General features: G+C 62.3%; 11 protein-coding genes. 3 read left to right on the top strand and 8 right to left on the bottom strand.

The annotated features are described in order from the left end of the window. Window positions 1–35: 35 nt before the first annotated feature. From PCPL58_RS24230 to cpaB, 6 genes are read right to left on the bottom strand one after another with little or no spacing between them, the layout of a single operon-like run. On the bottom strand, window positions 36–920 hold the full coding sequence (locus PCPL58_RS24230) for a type II secretion system F family protein (protein ID WP_065350629.1): 885 nt from the start codon (window positions 918–920) through the stop codon (window positions 36–38). Window position 921: 1 nt separating this feature from the next. Then, on the bottom strand, window positions 922–1806 hold the full coding sequence (locus PCPL58_RS24225; protein WP_065350628.1) for a type II secretion system F family protein: 885 nt from the start codon (window positions 1804–1806) through the stop codon (window positions 922–924). 18 nt (window positions 1807–1824) lie between these two features. Further along, window positions 1825–3081 (bottom strand): CpaF family protein, encoded by a 1257-nt coding sequence (locus PCPL58_RS24220; RefSeq protein WP_003313926.1) that lies wholly within the window; start codon window positions 3079–3081, stop codon window positions 1825–1827. After that, window positions 3081–4271, bottom strand: a complete 1191-nt coding sequence (locus PCPL58_RS24215) for an AAA family ATPase (protein ID WP_003368829.1) — start codon at window positions 4269–4271, stop codon at window positions 3081–3083. Before PCPL58_RS24215 ends, PCPL58_RS24220 begins: the two co-directional genes overlap by 1 nt. After that, window positions 4268–5518, bottom strand: coding sequence for a type II and III secretion system protein family protein (locus PCPL58_RS24210; protein ID WP_058402619.1), 1251 nt, complete (start codon window positions 5516–5518; stop codon window positions 4268–4270). The genes PCPL58_RS24215 and PCPL58_RS24210 overlap by 4 nt, the downstream gene beginning before the upstream one ends. Window positions 5519–5538: 20 nt before the next feature. Then, window positions 5539–6498, bottom strand: a complete 960-nt coding sequence (cpaB, locus tag PCPL58_RS24205) for a Flp pilus assembly protein CpaB (protein ID WP_065350627.1) — start codon at window positions 6496–6498, stop codon at window positions 5539–5541. A gap of 320 nt (window positions 6499–6818) precedes the next feature. Between cpaB and PCPL58_RS24195 the strand changes: the two genes are divergently transcribed. Both PCPL58_RS24195 and PCPL58_RS24190 read left to right on the top strand, forming a co-directional pair. Further along, the gene (locus tag PCPL58_RS24195) at window positions 6819–7058 is read left to right on the top strand and encodes a Flp family type IVb pilin (RefSeq protein ID WP_065350625.1); all 240 of its coding nucleotides are present in this window, start codon (window positions 6819–6821) and stop codon (window positions 7056–7058) included. A gap of 41 nt (window positions 7059–7099) precedes the next feature. Continuing rightward, the gene (locus PCPL58_RS24190) at window positions 7100–7507 is read left to right on the top strand and encodes a response regulator (RefSeq protein WP_003368825.1); all 408 of its coding nucleotides are present in this window, start codon (window positions 7100–7102) and stop codon (window positions 7505–7507) included. A 126-nt stretch (window positions 7508–7633) separates the two neighbouring features. Here the strand turns inward: PCPL58_RS24190 and pbpC are convergent, their stop codons facing one another. After that, complete coding sequence (pbpC, locus tag PCPL58_RS24185) at window positions 7634–9982, bottom strand: peptidoglycan glycosyltransferase PbpC (protein WP_065350624.1); 2349 nt, start codon at window positions 9980–9982, stop codon at window positions 7634–7636. Between the two features lie 95 nt (window positions 9983–10077). Here pbpC and PCPL58_RS24180 point away from each other — a divergent pair, with 95 nt between their 5' ends. Further along, entirely contained in the window at window positions 10078–10371 is a 294-nt protein-coding gene (locus tag PCPL58_RS24180) for a hypothetical protein (RefSeq protein WP_003307908.1), read from the top strand. 312 nt (window positions 10372–10683) lie between these two features. Here the strand turns inward: PCPL58_RS24180 and PCPL58_RS24175 are convergent, their stop codons facing one another. Further along, window positions 10684–15630, bottom strand: a complete 4947-nt coding sequence (locus PCPL58_RS24175; RefSeq protein ID WP_065350623.1) for an alpha-2-macroglobulin family protein — start codon at window positions 15628–15630, stop codon at window positions 10684–10686. Window positions 15631–15640: the final 10 nt, after the last annotated feature.

Below are 15640 nucleotides of genomic sequence, written 5' to 3'. Positions count from 1 at the left end.
TGCAATGCGTCCTTTCGTCCACGGGTAACACCGGGTCAACTGCCCAGTGCGCGGCTTATTGCCATGAATCCTGGCCCGGCCAGCACAATCAGCAGGGCGGGGAACAGAAACACCATCATGACCACCGACATCTTTGCCGAGAGTTTGGAAATGTATTCCTGCAGACGGGTCAGGCGTCGGTCGTCGATCAGTTGCTTGAGCGTGAGCAGAGACTTCAACGCGCCGCCGCCCTGATGAATCAGTTGATTGAGGATCACACAAGTGTCGCTCAACTCGTCGACAGCCAGCAGGGCAGCGGTTTTTCTCAGTTCTTCGCCCAGCTCCAGGCCGGAGTCGACGCGCACCAGCACTACGCGGATTTCCTCGGACAGCACCGGTAACAGGTCCTTGCCTTCGTTGCTGAGCACGCGAAGGGCCTGCTCGACCGCCATGCCGGACTCGAACAGGATGCGCAGCAGCGGGATAAAGGTAGAGATTTCCACCACCACTTGTTTCTGACGGCGCCGAGCCGCGGCCGCCAGAATCCGCCTGGGCAGCAGATAGCCGACTCCCAAGGCAAAGATCGGCGCGATGAGTGGTTGCTGGACGCCTTTGAAAAACAGCAGTTGGCCGAGGATGACTATGACCATCAGGCCGACCGGAACGCCGACCTGGCAGGCCGCGAACAACGAACGTTTGCTGGCGCGCCGCCAGCCGATGCGGTTGAGCAGTATCTGGGTTTCCGAATCCAGGCTGATGCTGCGTTGGCCTATGCGGGTATCGCCGAGCAAGCGCAACAGGCTGCCGATGCGGCTTTCGCGGATCACTTGGCCCCTCAAGCGCCTGGCCACCAGACGTTCATTGCGGCGTTGACGGGCTACGCCGGACAACAGCAGAAATGCTGCAGCGGCAAGCATCATGGCAGCGAATACCAGTTCCATCTCAAATGCTCCTCAACATGCGCCACAGCACCACGCACCCCGTGACCTGCAGCGCGAAGGCCATGCTCAGCATGATCTTGCCGCTGTCGTCGTCCCACATATGCAGCAGATAACTGGGGTTCACCGCCAGAAAGTAACCGGCCATGGTGATCGGCAGCAGGGCCAGCACCAACGCAGTCATGCGGGTTTCGCCGGTCATGGCGCGCAATTGACGGCCGGCCTGTTCCCGATCGCGAATCAGCTTGATCAGGTTTTCCATCAGTTCGCTGGCATTGCCGCCATAACGGTGATTGACCCGCAAGCCGATGGCGAACAGGTGAAACTCGTCGCGCTCATACAGTTCGGCAAAATCCCTCGCCGCATCCGGCAGGCTGACGCCCAGCTGTACGTTACGCTCGATCCGGCTCATGCCGTCCTTGAGCGGCTGGTCCGTGGCATCGATGCCGTGCAGTACGGCGTCGGCCAGGGTTCTGCCGGACTTGAGGCTGCGCACGGTATGGTCGAGCAATTGCGGCAGTTGCTGGATCATGCGGCGCACGCGCACCTCATAGCGCCACGAAACGAACAGGCGCAGTGTCAAAGGCACCGCCAGCATGACGCTGATCGCGCCGACGCCCCCCGCCGTTGCGTAGCCGATCAGTATCAGCAGCGCATACAGCGTCAAGGCCAGGCCCGCGCGCTTGGTCGGCTGTCCCAGCCCGGCGCGCAAAAAGGCCCGATCCAGGTAGGTCCAGCCGGTCTTTTCGACCACGGGTTGCACTTGCCCGGCCATCAGCCGCTGCCTGACCCGCTCACTGGCACCCTGGTTGAGCGCCAGATAGAACATGCGGATGGACGCCATCAGCAGCATCACGGAGATCAGGCCCAGTACCAGTGACGCACTCATGCCGACTCTCTGGTCATGTCAGTAGCCAGGCCGCAGCTTGTCGCCGGCAGCGTGGGCCGCTTCGCGCATGAAGCCGACCCCGGTGCGACGATCAACGCGGAACAGGGTATTGGTGACATAGATGTCATCGCGTATGCCGACCACTTCCACCACTTCACTGACACAGCGGCGCCCGTCAGGCAGACGCGTCAGTTGGATAATCACATCCAGTGCCGCGCAGACCATCTGGCGCAGGGTCTTTTCCGGGATCAGCCGCCCGGTCAGGCCCACCAGCGTTTCCAGGCGCAGCAGGGCATCCTGTGCATTGTTGGCGTGCACGGTACTCATCGAACCGTCGTGGCCGGTGTTCATCGCCGTCAACACGTCCAGCACTTCGACACCGCGGATCTCGCCGAGGATGATGCGGTCCGGGCGCATCCGCAGCGAGTTGCGGATCAGGTCGCTGGCGCGCACCTCGCCATGCCCTTCGGCGTTGGGCGGGCGGGTTTCCAGGCGCACCACATGCGGGTGACTGAGCTGCAACTCGGCGACGTCCTCGATGGTGACCAGCCGCTGATTGCTGTCGATCAACTGGCTCAGCACGTTGAGCATGGTGGTCTTGCCCGTGCCGGTGCCGCCGCTGACCAGAATGTTGCAGCGTTTGCCGACGGCCTCCTGGAAGAATTCGAAAATCGACTGATCGATGGTCTGCATGGCCACCAGGTCAGCGCTCTTGAGCATGTCCTTGCGAAACTTCCGGATCGACAGACATGGGCCGTCCAGCGCGATGGGCGGAATGATCGCGTTGACCCGGCTGCCATCGGGCAGACGCGCATCGACCATCGGTGAGGATTCGTCCAGGCGGCGCCCGAGTGGTGCCAGGATGCGCTGCATCACGCGCTCGACATGGTGTGAATCGATAAAGCGCAGGTCGGTGTGGTGCAGCACGCCGTCGCGCTCGACAAATACCTTGCCTGGCCCGTTGACCAGAATTTCCGTCACCGAAGTGTCGCGCAGCAGCACTTCCAGTGGGCCGAAGCCGGTCAGTTCATCGACCAGCTCTTCAGCCAGGCGCTCCATTTCGTAACGCGAGATGGCCAGCCGCAGCCGTGCGACGTATTCGGCCACCTTGTCGATGACGAATTGCGCCAGGGCTGGCCTTGAGCCTTCGAGCAGACTTTTGCCGCTTTCCTCCATGCCATCGATGATGTAACGGTGCAGCACCAGTTTCAGGCCTTGCCCGTCGTCAGGCTTGCCTTGCGTGCGCGATGAGACGCCAAACAGTTTCTCCGCCATTACCGGTTCCCCCACAGTCGAGCGAGCCAGCCCTGATCGGGTTTCTCGCGTGCCTCGGCATGCCGTGCCAAATGCTCGCCAAGCCGCCGCAGCCCGGAGCACAGTGCGTCGCGTGAGGCCAGTTCGAACAGCGTCACGCCCTGATTCTTGGCGTTGAGGCGCAGTTCCGGGGCAAGCGGCAGTACCGCCAGCACCGGCAGGCCGAAGGTTTTGCTCACGGTTTCGGAATTGGGTGCAACCGAGCGCTGATAGCGATCGACCAGCAGGCTGGCGTGCTGCATTTTCATGCCTTTTTCGCGCCAGTTGTTGAGCACCGTCAGGTTGCGTCGACAGCCCAGCACGCTCTGGTCGGTGTACCACAGCAACTGATCGCAATGGCTGACCAGCGAGCGCAAGGCCTCGCTGTCCGGCTGCCCCACCAGGTTCACGACCACATGCTGAAAATGCTGGCGCAGTGCGCTGAGCAGCATATAAAGCTCGGCGGCGCTGGACTGTTCCAGATGATCGTCGGCTTCGCTGTAGGCCAGAATGCGCAGGCCGCTTTCGCTGGTGGTGAAGGCGCTGTCGATCAGCGTTGCATCGAGCCTGCGCAAATGGCGCAGGGCGTCACCGAAGCTGAAGGTCGATTCAAGACCGAGCATCAACAGGCTGTCGCCGCGTGGCAGGCCGAGGTCCAGCAGCAGTGTGCGCTGGCCGGTCTTGTGCACGACCATCGCCAGGTGCGTCGCGATCAAGGCCCCGTCGTCATCGCTTTGCACACCGTACAGCACCGACAGGCCGCTCATGTTCGGGTTGGGCGTCACAGCGGGAAGGCGCTTGCTCAGACGTCTGACCAGGCCGGCGACCTCACTGGAGCGGGACCCGTAGGCAACGAAGTCCCTGGCCCCGGCGCGCATGGCGTTAAGCACCAACTGGTTGTCCATGCCATCGCCGAGCGCAACGATGGCCAGCATCGGCTTGGCTTCCAGCGCACTTTCGATCAGGGCGCTCTGAGTCATCAAATGCTCACGGTCGAGCCCGACGAACACCACACTGGCAAACGTTACGTCCACCAGCGCCAGGAGGTCGTCGAGGCTGCCCGTACCGGCACTGACCACCTGACCCAGCGAACCCAGAGCACTTTGCAGCCACTCCAGGTCGGTATTGTTACGGGTGATTGCCAGGAAAGTCTGGCTCAGGCTCTGGCTCATTTGGATAATCCGTCGCGGCGGTCGAAATCGCCGTTTTCCAGAAAATACAGACGCGGGAAGCTCGGGTCATAGGTGCGCAGCCCCTCGCCTGGCAGTGACGGCAGGCGGGCGTTGGCGGCCAGTGGCTGGACCAGATGCGGGGTGACGATCATCAGCAGTTCGCGCTCGTCGCGCTGGATCTGCGAGCTGCGGAAAAATGCACCGAGAATCGGGATGTCGCCGAGGCCGGGAAACTTGTCCACCGAGCCGCTGTTGCTGGAACTGATCAGGCCGCTGACCACGAAGCTCTCCCCGTCGGCAAGCGCAATGCTGGTGTCGGTACGGCGGATGTTGAGTGCCGGCACAGTGGTCCCCGCGATGGTGATACCGGCCGAGAAATCCAGTTCGCTGACTTCCGGCGCGACCTTCAGCAGAATCCGGTCCCGGCCGACGACAGTCGGGGTCAGGGTCAGGCGCACGCCGAACTCCTTGTACTCGATGGAGATACCGTTGCCTTCACCATTGGGCACCGGCACCGGGAATTCGCCGCCGGCCAGAAAGCTCGCGCTTTGCCCGTTGAGGGCGACCAGGCTGGGGCGTGCCAGGGTGTAGGCGTAGCCGCTGTTTTCCATGGCATTGATCATGCCCAGCACCTTGCTGCTGCCACCGCCCCAGACGATATTGAAATTGCTGTTGTTCAGCGGAATGTTTGGCTTTGTGCCGCTGACGGTGCCGGGCGTGACGTTGACACCCGGCACCGTGCCGGGCGCGCCGAACAGAAAGTTGTTCGAGCCCTTGCCGAAGATCGAGGTACTGGCTTCCTTGAGCTTGGTGCGGCTGACTTCGATAAAGCGAATGTCGGTCTGCACCTGGCTGGGTAACTGCGCATCGGCAGAGGGCGCGGTGACACTCTCGACCATGGCTGTCGTCGCCCGGCCACGCACGAAGACCATGCTCTGGCGCGGCGCACTTGCGCAGGTCGTCCAGACCATCAGGCTGGTCGTACCCTGCGCGACGCCGGTCAACAGAAAACCGTCGGTGCCGTTGACGTGCACATCGGCGATTTTCGGATCACCCACGGCGATGCGGGTGATGGGCACCGCAGAGCGCACCTCCCGTTGAATGCCCTGGTCGATTTCCACGGCCGCCGGCATGGCGGCAAGGCCGGCACAATTGCCCGAAGCGGCCCACGCGCCTGGCGCGGCCAGTGCTGCAATGACTAACGCCAGCAGCCGGGGTTTTATAACTGGCACGGAACAACAGCTCATCAAATGCAATCCTTGCTCAATCAGGGAGTTTGTTGCGTGATCTGGTTACCGCGTATGACCTCGACAGCGCGAGACGTACGCGGGATTGCGCCTGTTGCTGGCGCGCTGGCCGGCCCCAGGCTAAGTTGTCTGAAGCTGACCAGTTGGCGGTTGGCTGAATCGAGTCGCTCGGCAGCGTCAGGGCCGCCGGCTTCGTTGGCCCAGTAATCCTGCAGGTTGCCCTCGTCGGCGCTGCGCACGGCCAGACGCAGAACACCGGTTTGCGACGCCAGCATCAGGCGCGCCACCAGGGCCTGCGGCACCGCGACCGTGACGGTTCGCGCGTTGATCCGCTGCTGCTCCTGTTTGAGGCGTTCGTCGGCGTTGATGTCCTGCACCGGCTTGCCGCTGCGGTCCGGACCGAGCAGCGCGCCAACGCTGAGAATGCGCAGGGCAGGCACCACGACCTGGCTCGATCGATTCGGATTGCTCGCGTCTTCAGGCAGGTAAAGCAGCGCATCCACGTAGTCGCCGGGGCTGAGTTGCCCGGAGGCGCCCGTCACTTCATCGACTTGCAACGCCAGGGCCCGCTCGTTTGGCCGAATCATCCGCGCCAGGGTGCCGCCCGTCTCGAAGCTGCTTTCGGTCAGCCAGGTTCCGGCGGTCAGCGTACGCCAACTGCTGCGGCCGACGATTTTATCGATGCCTTCAAAGCTACCGGGTGGGGCGACCTTGAGGCGCTCGATGGTCAGGTCATCGGCCGTGATTGCGGTGTAGGCAGGAACATCCCGCGCCAGCACCACAACGTTGTGACGCACAGCATCCTCGACGGGCGGAGTCGGAGCGGGCGGGGTGGTTTGTTCGGTGGTTACAGGTGGTGCCGATTGTGGGGTATCAACAGACACTTCGGTTGGTCTGCCGACAATAATTTCCAGATACCCAGCGATTAACGCACCCAGCAAAAACACTACAGCGAGCACCATGGTGACACGACTGCTCATGGCAAGTTTCCCTTTGTCATCGCAGGACATTCTCGAACCGGTGCATCAACTTTTAAACCAAGCAACGGTGAACGGCATAACGGCTTTTAGTGACATTAGCTCATTCATTCAAAAGCGCCATTATGCTTTGGTGTGTAAGGGTTTTTTGCTGAAGAGACTCCGTTTGAAGCCTTTGTTTTGGGGCATGTGCAGGGGTTATAACTTTCTGGTTAATGCTTTGTTGCGATTGTGGGTTTATGGATTGGAGACAATGCTGGAGGTACACACAGTTTCGCATGTGTCATGCATGTTCGCGTCTCGGAGGCGCAAGGAGAAATGAGATGTTCCTGACCAAGATTTATGTAGGCGCCTATACCCGGATCAGTTGTTTTTTGAGGGATCGTGAAGCGGCGTCAGGTATTGAATACGCTTTGGTAGCGGCGATGGTTGCCGTGGCGTTGATTGCTTTTGTTCCAACGATCAGCACAAGTGTGGGGGCGATTTTCACAAAAATTCAGACTGCCTTGACGGGTACCACGACGGGTACAACGCCTGGGGCCTCCACACCTGCGGCGGGGTAGTCTATGATTGCGCTATGAGTTCACCCTGTTGAGATAACCACATGGCTGTCCACCCCATCCGCCAACAACTGCTTCTGGTTGATGACGAAGAGGACGCAAACGAGGAATTGGCAGAACTGCTCGAAGGTGAGGGGTTCTGCTGTTTCACGGCGTCTTCCGTCAAGATGGCCCTGCACCAGTTGACCATTCATCCGGATATCGCGCTGGTAATCACTGACCTGCGTATGCCCGAGGAAAGCGGCATTCAGCTGATTCGCCACCTGCGCGATCACACCTCACGTCAGCATTTGCCCGTTATCGTCACCTCCGGCCATGCCGACATGGATGACGTCAGCGATTTGCTGCGCCTGCACGTGCTCGACCTGTTCCGCAAGCCGATCTATCACGTCCGTTTGCTGGAAACCCTCAACAACCTGTTTCCCGAGCCGAAGGTTTTCCAGGTTCAGTGACGACAGGCATCGCGCCCTGCAGCATGATCACGCTGGAGCATGGGCACGATAGTTAAAGGGCTAGCGTTCCTCACGCTCCAGCGTGGGAACGCCTTTCGTGACGCTCTGCGTCACACCCGTCTGCGTTCACTCCACCACGCTGAATTCAACCCGCGCCGTCTGGCCGCTCTCGTCCAGCACGCTTAACTGATAACGCCCCGGTTTATTCAGGGTGGGGGTGAAGTCTTGCCGGGTGTCGGTGTCTGCCAGAGGTTTGCCATCGATAAACCACCAGCGATGGCCACTGCCGCCGAGCGCCGAGAGCGTGAGGCGTAAAGCCTGACGACTGGCGGCAGGCAGGCGCAGGTTGTCGCCTTCGCGCACGCCGACAATGCTCAGCGGGGGCGCCAGGTTCAGGTTCTGCGGTGGGCAATCCGGGTCAGCGGGCGGCAGGCGTGCATCACGCCGCTCTGCTCTGGGCAGCCAGGGCTCAAGAGGCGCAGGCCATAGCGCGATGTCCTGCGCTCGGGCGTCCGGGCAATTGGCCGCGACGCGTAGCCCCTTGGCATTGACCCAGACACGTTCCTGCAAACCCAGCCCGAGCGGTTGGTCGGCCGCTTGCAGGGTGGGCGGCGTGGTGCCGTCAAGCGTCCAGGCGAAACGTTGGCGACGGCAATTGGGGTCGCTTTTGCTCATCGGTTGACCCAGCGGCCAGCAGATGGCGGCCACACCGACGTTCTGCGGCACGGGTTGCACCGGTGCGGCGATCCCGCGCTGACTGTCGCGATTGACCAGCACATCGTGCACCTGAAGCATCAGCGGCGCCGCCGAAGCCAGCCCGAACTGCCCTGGCACCGGTGTGCCATCCGGCCGACCGATCCAGACACCGACCAGGAAACGCGGCCCGACGCCAATCGCCCAGGCATCGCGGAAGCCATAGCTGGTGCCGGTTTTCCAGGCCAGTTGCGGGCGCTGTACCAGCTCGGCGCGCGGGTCGATGTCCGGGCGCGACTGGCCACTGAGAATGCGTCGAATGATCCACGCAGCGCCCGGTGACATCATCCGCCGTTCACGCAGTCGGTCCTGCGGTTGCAGTCGAACATCGGCACTGCGCCCGCCGCGCGCGAAGGCGCTGTAGCCTGTCACCAAGTCCTCTAACCGACTGCCTGCGCCGCCAAGAATCAGTGCCAGACTCGGCTCGGCCAGCGGCGGCAGGGTCAGGGGGACGCCGCCATTGCGCAGTTCGGCGGCGAAGCGCTTCGGCCCGTAGACCTCGAGCAATTGCACGGCAGGCAGGTTGAGCGACATCGACAGCGCCGAACTGGCCGCCACCGGCCCGCCGAAACCGCTCGAAAAGTTGCCTGGTCGATAGTCGCCATAGCGCCGCGGTACATCCTGCATCAGGGATTCGGAGTGGATCAGCCCGGCGTCCATGGCCATGCCGTACAGGAACGGCTTGAGCGTCGAGCCCGGCGAACGCAGGGCAGTGACCATGTCCACATGGCCGAAACGCTTGGCGTCGTTGATGTCCACCGAGCCGACGTACGCGCGCACGGCCATGTTTTCCGCCTCGACCACCAGAATCGCTGCCGACGTTCGCTCCGGGAGTCGTGCGCGCCAGCCCATCAGCAGGTCTTCCATGCGCCGTTGCAGTGAGGCGTCCAGCGTGGTGCGGATCAGTGGCGGGCTGTTGGGGCGATTCAGGCGTCGGGCCAGCAACGGCGCCAGGCTCGGTTCCTGTCGCGGTGCCAGCCACAAAGGCTCTTCCAGTGCTTCGTTCACGCTTGCTTGCGGCCACACCTGAAACTCTGCCAGGCGCCTCAGCACCTTGTCGCGGGCCTGCTGCGCCCGCTGCGGGTGGCGATCAGGACGCAGGCGGCTTGGCGCCTGTGGCAGCACCGCCAGCAATGCTGCCTCGGCGCGGGTCAGGTTCTGCGGCGACTTGCCCAGATAGGCCCAACTGGCGGCTGCGACGCCTTGCAGTGTGCCGCCGAACGGGGCGCGATTGAGGTACAGACTGAGGATCTGATCCTTGGACAGGTGCCACTCAAGCTGCAGCGTACGCCACAGCTGACGAAACTTGCCGGATAGCGTGCGTGAATGCGGATCGAGCAACCGCGCCACTTGCATCGACAGCGTGCTGCCACCCGAGACTACACGGGCACCGCTGAGGTTTTGCCAGGTGGCGCGTAACAGCGCCAGCGGATTAACCCCGGGATGGCTGTAGAACCAGCGGTCTTCGTAGGTCAGCAGGGCTTCGAGGTAGTAGGGCGAGACCTGCTCGTTGCTGACCGGGTAGCGCCACACGCCATTGGCGTCGGCAAAGCGCCACAGTGGCGTGCCGTCCTCGGCCAGGACGACGCGAGCCAGATCGTCTCTGGGCAGTGGCAGCGGCCAAAGTCGGTCGGCCAGCCAGAGGAGGGCGATCAGCAGCATGATCGCGCCCGCCAGCCACTTGAATGTTCGCGGCAGGCGCAGAAGAAATTCAGGTTTCAACGCAAAGAGCCTTTATGATCCACGGAACCTGACACGCATTGCGACAGCCAAAGCGGACAGACCATTTTCTTCACGACCCCAATCAGGACGTACATATGCAGGTAGAAGGCTTTTTTGAATGGCTCGGGCAGGCCATCGGCGCGATCATTCGCTTCTTTGTCGACGGTCTGGCGTGGTTGTTCAACGGGTTTACCCATGCTGGGGGAAATTTTGTCGATGGCTTGTCCCGCACGCTGGGCATGGACACCTCGCTGATCAGCATCATCGCACTGGTCATCGGCCTGATGCTGCTGTACTCGGCGGTCCGCGCCTTCATGCGCGCTTCGATCATCCTTGGCATCATCTGGCTGGCGCTGGGCCTCTGGTTGCTGAGCTGGATCATTCATTGATGCGTTGAAGGCTAGCCTGCCGCCATGGTGGGTGAACGGGGCGACGCCTTCGCGAGCAAGCTCGCTCCCACGTAGATACACCGAAGAACCACCATTGCTGTCGATGCAGTGAGGCCTTTGTGGGAGCGAGCCGGGCGACGCTTCGCTTGCTCGCGAAGACGATGGTTCGGGCACGCTGTTTCCGAAGCCTGTACCGGTCCTTTCGCGAACAATGCGGATCGCCGCCCCGGTCGCTCCTACTGGATCTGTGGTGCGTCGGCCCCTTTGTGAGCAAGCTTGCTTCCACTGTCATGCATTCCAATCAATTGGCGATCATTTTCCCTTCACCACCATCTGCGCTGGCGCTTCGCCCAGGGCTTGCCAGTTCGGGCGGTACATGGATTCGACCTGCGGCGGCGGTATGCGGTAGGTGCCCGGGGTGACGGCTCGCGCCAGGTAGAGCAGGTGCACAGTGCTGCTGCCGTCGATGTCCAGGGCTGCCACGTAGCGGTCGCCACGATATTCCTGATGCTTGATCCCGGCGTTTTCCATCGATTCGCGGATGGTTTTCACCTCCTCGCTGGCGTCTTCCAGGCTTGCCGCGCTTTGCGCCAGGTTCTGGTTTTCCAGCTCCAGGCCTGCAGGCAGCAGGTCCACCACCAGCGCATCCGGGACGCGCTGTTTGGCACCGATTTCCAAGTGCACCAGCACCAGTTGCCCGGTTTTCAAGGCGCCGATGTTCAGCGGTGCGCCGCTCAGGTTCAGGTACTCGCGGCGAATGCTCAGGTTTTCGCCACCCGCTACAGGCGCCTGGGTGGGATAACCGGAGACGGTCAGTTGCTGGTAAAGCGCTTCGCCGCTCTGGTTGTGCACCGAAAGCGGCGAGGCCAGCAGCGAACCGTCCAGTTTGAGGCCCGGCTGCCGGTTGCTCAGTTCGCGGTTTTGAGTGCCGCTGACAATGCTGGCGGTCCAGTCTTTTTCCGGTTTGCCCAGCAGGTTACGGCCAGCCATGAACAGTGAATTGCTTTCCTGGGTCGACAGGTAACGATTGGCCGCCACCTCATCCGCCAAGGCGAATAGGCGCTCATCACGCTTGTCTTTGGCGAGGTCGTTTTCTTCCAGCAATGCCAGTATCAACGCCTGATCACGCAGCGAACTGCCGTAGTCGGCCAGCCATTCATTCTTGCGGCTGGCGGCCAGACCCGCCATCAGGGCCTGGTCGGCGCGGGGTTTGTCGCCCATCTTCTCCAGCGCGACTGTCAATTGCACCAATGGCAGGCCGGAGCGGGCGTCACTGCGGCGGTCGAACAGGCTGCGCAAGGCGGCGAGCGGTGCCTGCTGACTGCGCGACAGCACCAGCCCGGCATAGGCTTGCACGGCGAAGCGCGTATGTTCGGCGTTCTGGCTGTAATTGACCTGAATCTGGCCGGCGTCCTGCAGATAACGCAGCAGGCGTTCACTGGCTTTCTTCAGCGCATCCGGCGGCACGGCAAAGCCCTGATCCCGGGCGCGCAACAGGAAGTCTGTGACATACGCCGTCAGCCAGTATTCCTCGTCGCTGTCCGAGCCCCACAGGCCAAAACTGCCGTTGTAACGTTGCATGCCCAGCAGCCGCTCGATGCCGATCTCGACCTTGCGCTTGCGTTCGGCATCCGTTTCGCCGGTCAGGCCCAGGCGTTTGAGGGTTGCGGCATCGGCATACAGCGACGGGTACAGACCGCTGGCGGTCTGTTCCAGGCAGCCGTAGGGGTAGGCTTTCAATGCGCGAATCTGTTCGCCGAGGTTCAAGGGCGGACGGCTCGACAACGACAGCAGCGCCTCACGACCGGCCGGTTCGAACGCTTCCAGCGCGCCCTCCGGCAGGCTCCAGGGCTGATCATTGAGCGTGGCGCGATAATGCTTGAGCATTGCCGGGTAGGCCGGGCGTACGCCGACGGTCCATTCGCGTGTGAAGGCCGGCAGGTTTTCGCCCGGCAGGTCCAGACCTTCGACCAGCACCTTGATCTTGCCCTGACCCAGGCCGCCTTGCGCCAGCACCGGAACCTTCAGGGTGACGCGCTGGCCTTCCTTGAGCTGCAGGGGCTTGCTCTGGTCGCCGCCCGGAATGCTCAACTGGCCCTCAGCGCTGATTTTCACGTCCAGCTTCTGTGCCTTGCCCGACAGGTTGGAGACGTCCAGCGCCACGCTGGTCTGGTCGCCACCGGCAAGAAAGCGCGGCGTCGACAGTTCGGCGATGATCGGCGCGGCAACCACGGTTTTCGCCTCGGCCATACCGTAGCGGTCGTCGGTCCAGGCTTGAGCCATTACGCGCAGCTCGCCGTTGAAGTCCGGGATATCGACGCTGACTTCACCTTCACCGGCGTCATTGAGCGTCACCGGCGCACTTTGCAATGCCACGATGGTGACGCTGGTGTCCGGACGTTTGCCGCCCTTCGCCAGTGCATCGCCACCGAACGCCATGCTTGCCAGGCGCCCCTGACCGGCTTCGATCAGCTGACCGTAGATGTCCAGTTGGTCTGCTCCGTACTGCTTGCGGCCAAACAGGCTGGCAAACGGATCGGGCGTCGCGTAGCTGGTGATGTTGAGGATGCCGACGTCCACCGCCGATACCAGCACGTGGACTTGTTTGGGGACGCTGCCGTCAGCATTTTTGGCGGCGACCTTGAGGGTCAGGGGTTGTCTGGGGCGCATTTTCTCCGGCGCGGTGACCGTCAGCGCCAGCTTGCGCTGCGCCCGGTCCAGCGGCAGGTGCAGCACACCCACGGCGCGCTTGGGTGTGACATTGGCCTTGCGTTCACCGGGACGTATCACCAGAGCGGTGACGTACAGGTCGTGGCGTGCCCATTTTTTGTCCAGCGGGATGTCATACGATTTGCCTTCGGCAGGCACGTCGATTTCCTGCCACCACAGCGGACCTTCGCTGGACTCGACCAACAGATAACCCTTGCCCGCAGCCGGCGGGGTGACAGTGACTTTCGCGGTGTCGCCATCGTTGTAGGCCGGTTTGTCCAGCGCCAGCTTGACCTGATCCGGTCTGACCGCGCCGCCGTCAGTGTTGTCCTGCCAGCGATAACCGGCCCAGAAGCGCAGGCTGCTGACCATTCCGGTGGACGGGTCTTCCACCTCGACACGGTAAGGACCCCATTCGACCGGGAAGCTGACCTTGGCGGTGGCGTCCTTGGTGATGCTGACGGTTTCTTCGTTGAGGTTGAGGAATTTCTCGTTGAAGTGGTAACTCCAGCCGTCGTCGGCCGAGTAGTTCCAGTAGTAATCGCGACGCTCGCGGATCAGTCGGACTTTCACGTTGTCAGCGCCCAGCTTCTTGCCCGCCGCGTCGGCCATGACTATTTCAAAATCGGCCGGGCCGTCGCCGTTGGTCTGCGCTTCGCCCTTGGCCTCGTTGTCGTAGTCATCACCACCCGTGCTGCTGCCGAACAGTGCACGCACGCCGGGCAGGTGTTCGGCAGGCCAGATCGGCTGCACCAGACGACGGGTGATCGGCCGCCCGCCAGACTCTTGCAGGCTGGCTTGCAGAATCAGTTGCAGCGGCGATTTGGCCTGCGCCCACTCGCTCTGCACGGCGAGCGTCGAATGACCTTCGGCATCGAGGGTGACGGGCTCAAGCTCCAGATCATGCTTGAGGTCTTCCTCGGTGATCGAGCCGAACTGATAACCCGGCAGCTTCGGCACCGCCTCGCGCAGCGGGCGGACATAGACCTGACCGGTCAGCGTATTGCCCGAAGCGGGGGCGCCGTACAGGTAGCGGCCAGTGATATCGAATTGCGGGTTGTCAGCAGGCGCCACCGGCGTGTCGCTGCCCTTGAGTTCCAGCGCCAGACGCTCGGGCAGGAGGTCCTCGACCTTGAACTCGTAGAGCTGCGGTTTGCCGTCACCCAGGTCGAACAGCAGTTGCCAGCGTCCGGTGGGCGCTTCGTCGGCAAGCGGCAATTGATACTGGTAGAAACCGTTGCTGTCGGCTTCCCAGACGAATTTGCGGCTGACCTGATCATCGGGACGGCGCACTTCGACGGTGATGGGCTGCGGCTTGACGGTGTTGCCGTCGCTGTCGCGCAGCAGGCCGTTGAGCAGCACGGTTTCGCCGGGGCGGTACAGGTCGCGCGGGCCGAAGATGAAGAACTGCAGCGGGTGAGCCTGCGGGCCGGAGATATCGAACTCGGCCAGGTCCAGTGCCGAGCTGTTGAGGCGCAGCATGCTGGTCTGTTCGTCCTTGTGCGCCAGTACTACGGCAGCCTTGGCCGGCAATGGCAGTTGCGCGTGGCCGTCGCTGTCGGTCTTGCCCTGGGCGACGACCTTGCCGTTGTCGTCATACACATCGACGCTGATATCACTCAGCGCCTTGCTACCCTCGAGCGCTTGAGTGAAGACGTCCAGACGGTTGCTGTAACGGTGCACCGACAGGCCGATGTCACTGAGCGTCAACAGGGTGGCCGGCTGCGAGTAGCTGTAGGTGCCCGAGGCGCGCATCACCGCCAGATAAACACCTGGCTGTTGCAGGGGCTTGATACCGGCAATCGGCAGCAGCAGGGTTTCACGGGTGTTGCGCGCGGGCTTGAGGTCGAAGCGGCCGCTGTAGACCAGTTCGGCCATGGGCAGCAGTTCTTCGGAGCTGTAGCTGGACAGGCTCGACGCGCCGTCCCACTGGGCGAGGAAATTCGGCATCGAGTCGGGTTTGATGCGGAAGAACTCGACATCCACCTTGTCGACGTTCAGCGCGATCACCGGCAGGCCCTCGGCCAGACGGGTCGGCAACAGGCTGCCACGGCTGGCGAAACCAACCGAGGGCTGCAAGTCGCGGGTTTCCAGGCGGCTGATGTATTCGGTGGCAAGTTTGGCCTTGTTGACGGCCAGCAGACCGGCATCGACGGTCAGGACCAGTTTGCGCTGCGGCTCCAGGTGGCGCAGGCGCAATTCCATGAGGTTATCCGACAGTTCCCAGGCACCGTCGACCTTGCCGTTCTTGCTGTCCACCAGGTGAAGTTTTTCGTCGAATTTCTGTTCGGGGTCGAGCGGGACCGAGAGGCTCACCGACAGGGTGCTTGCGCCGTCGACCTGGATTTCCGACACGTCGATGACCGTCAGTTCGCGGCCTGCGTAGCGCTTGCTCAGCGCGGCTAGGTCGACTGCGGGTTTGGGCTTTTTGTCGTTGACCGTTGCCTGGGTCGTGGGGGCCGTGGCGGGCGCGGGTTTATCCGTGGAAGAAGAATCACAGGCGCTCAACAGCGCAAGCGCGCAAGCCAGAAACAATCCTTTGTTTAACATGGGGGCACTC

Origin of the sequence: Pseudomonas cerasi, from assembly GCF_900074915.1 — a bacterium.
In the GTDB taxonomy this organism is placed as follows: domain Bacteria; phylum Pseudomonadota; class Gammaproteobacteria; order Pseudomonadales; family Pseudomonadaceae; genus Aquipseudomonas; species Aquipseudomonas cerasi.
This window is presented reverse-complemented; position numbering and strand designations above follow the sequence as displayed.

What these genes read in the sequence shown, in the direction of transcription:
- cpaB (WP_065350627.1), bottom strand. Translation starts at nt 6,498, where the DNA reads ATGAGCAGTCGTGTCACCATGGTGCTCGCTGTAGTGTTTTTGCTGGGT.
- PCPL58_RS24190 (WP_003368825.1), top strand. Translation starts at nt 7,100, where the DNA reads ATGGCTGTCCACCCCATCCGCCAACAACTGCTTCTGGTTGATGACGAA.
- PCPL58_RS24220 (WP_003313926.1), bottom strand. Translation starts at nt 3,081, where the DNA reads ATGGCGGAGAAACTGTTTGGCGTCTCATCGCGCACGCAAGGCAAGCCT.
- PCPL58_RS24180 (WP_003307908.1), top strand. Translation starts at nt 10,078, where the DNA reads ATGCAGGTAGAAGGCTTTTTTGAATGGCTCGGGCAGGCCATCGGCGCG.
- PCPL58_RS24215 (WP_003368829.1), bottom strand. Translation starts at nt 4,271, where the DNA reads ATGAGCCAGAGCCTGAGCCAGACTTTCCTGGCAATCACCCGTAACAAT.
- PCPL58_RS24195 (WP_065350625.1), top strand. Translation starts at nt 6,819, where the DNA reads ATGTTCCTGACCAAGATTTATGTAGGCGCCTATACCCGGATCAGTTGT.
- PCPL58_RS24225 (WP_065350628.1), bottom strand. Translation starts at nt 1,806, where the DNA reads ATGAGTGCGTCACTGGTACTGGGCCTGATCTCCGTGATGCTGCTGATG.
- PCPL58_RS24210 (WP_058402619.1), bottom strand. Translation starts at nt 5,518, where the DNA reads ATGAGCTGTTGTTCCGTGCCAGTTATAAAACCCCGGCTGCTGGCGTTA.
- PCPL58_RS24175 (WP_065350623.1), bottom strand. Translation starts at nt 15,630, where the DNA reads ATGTTAAACAAAGGATTGTTTCTGGCTTGCGCGCTTGCGCTGTTGAGC.
- PCPL58_RS24230 (WP_065350629.1), bottom strand. Translation starts at nt 920, where the DNA reads ATGGAACTGGTATTCGCTGCCATGATGCTTGCCGCTGCAGCATTTCTG.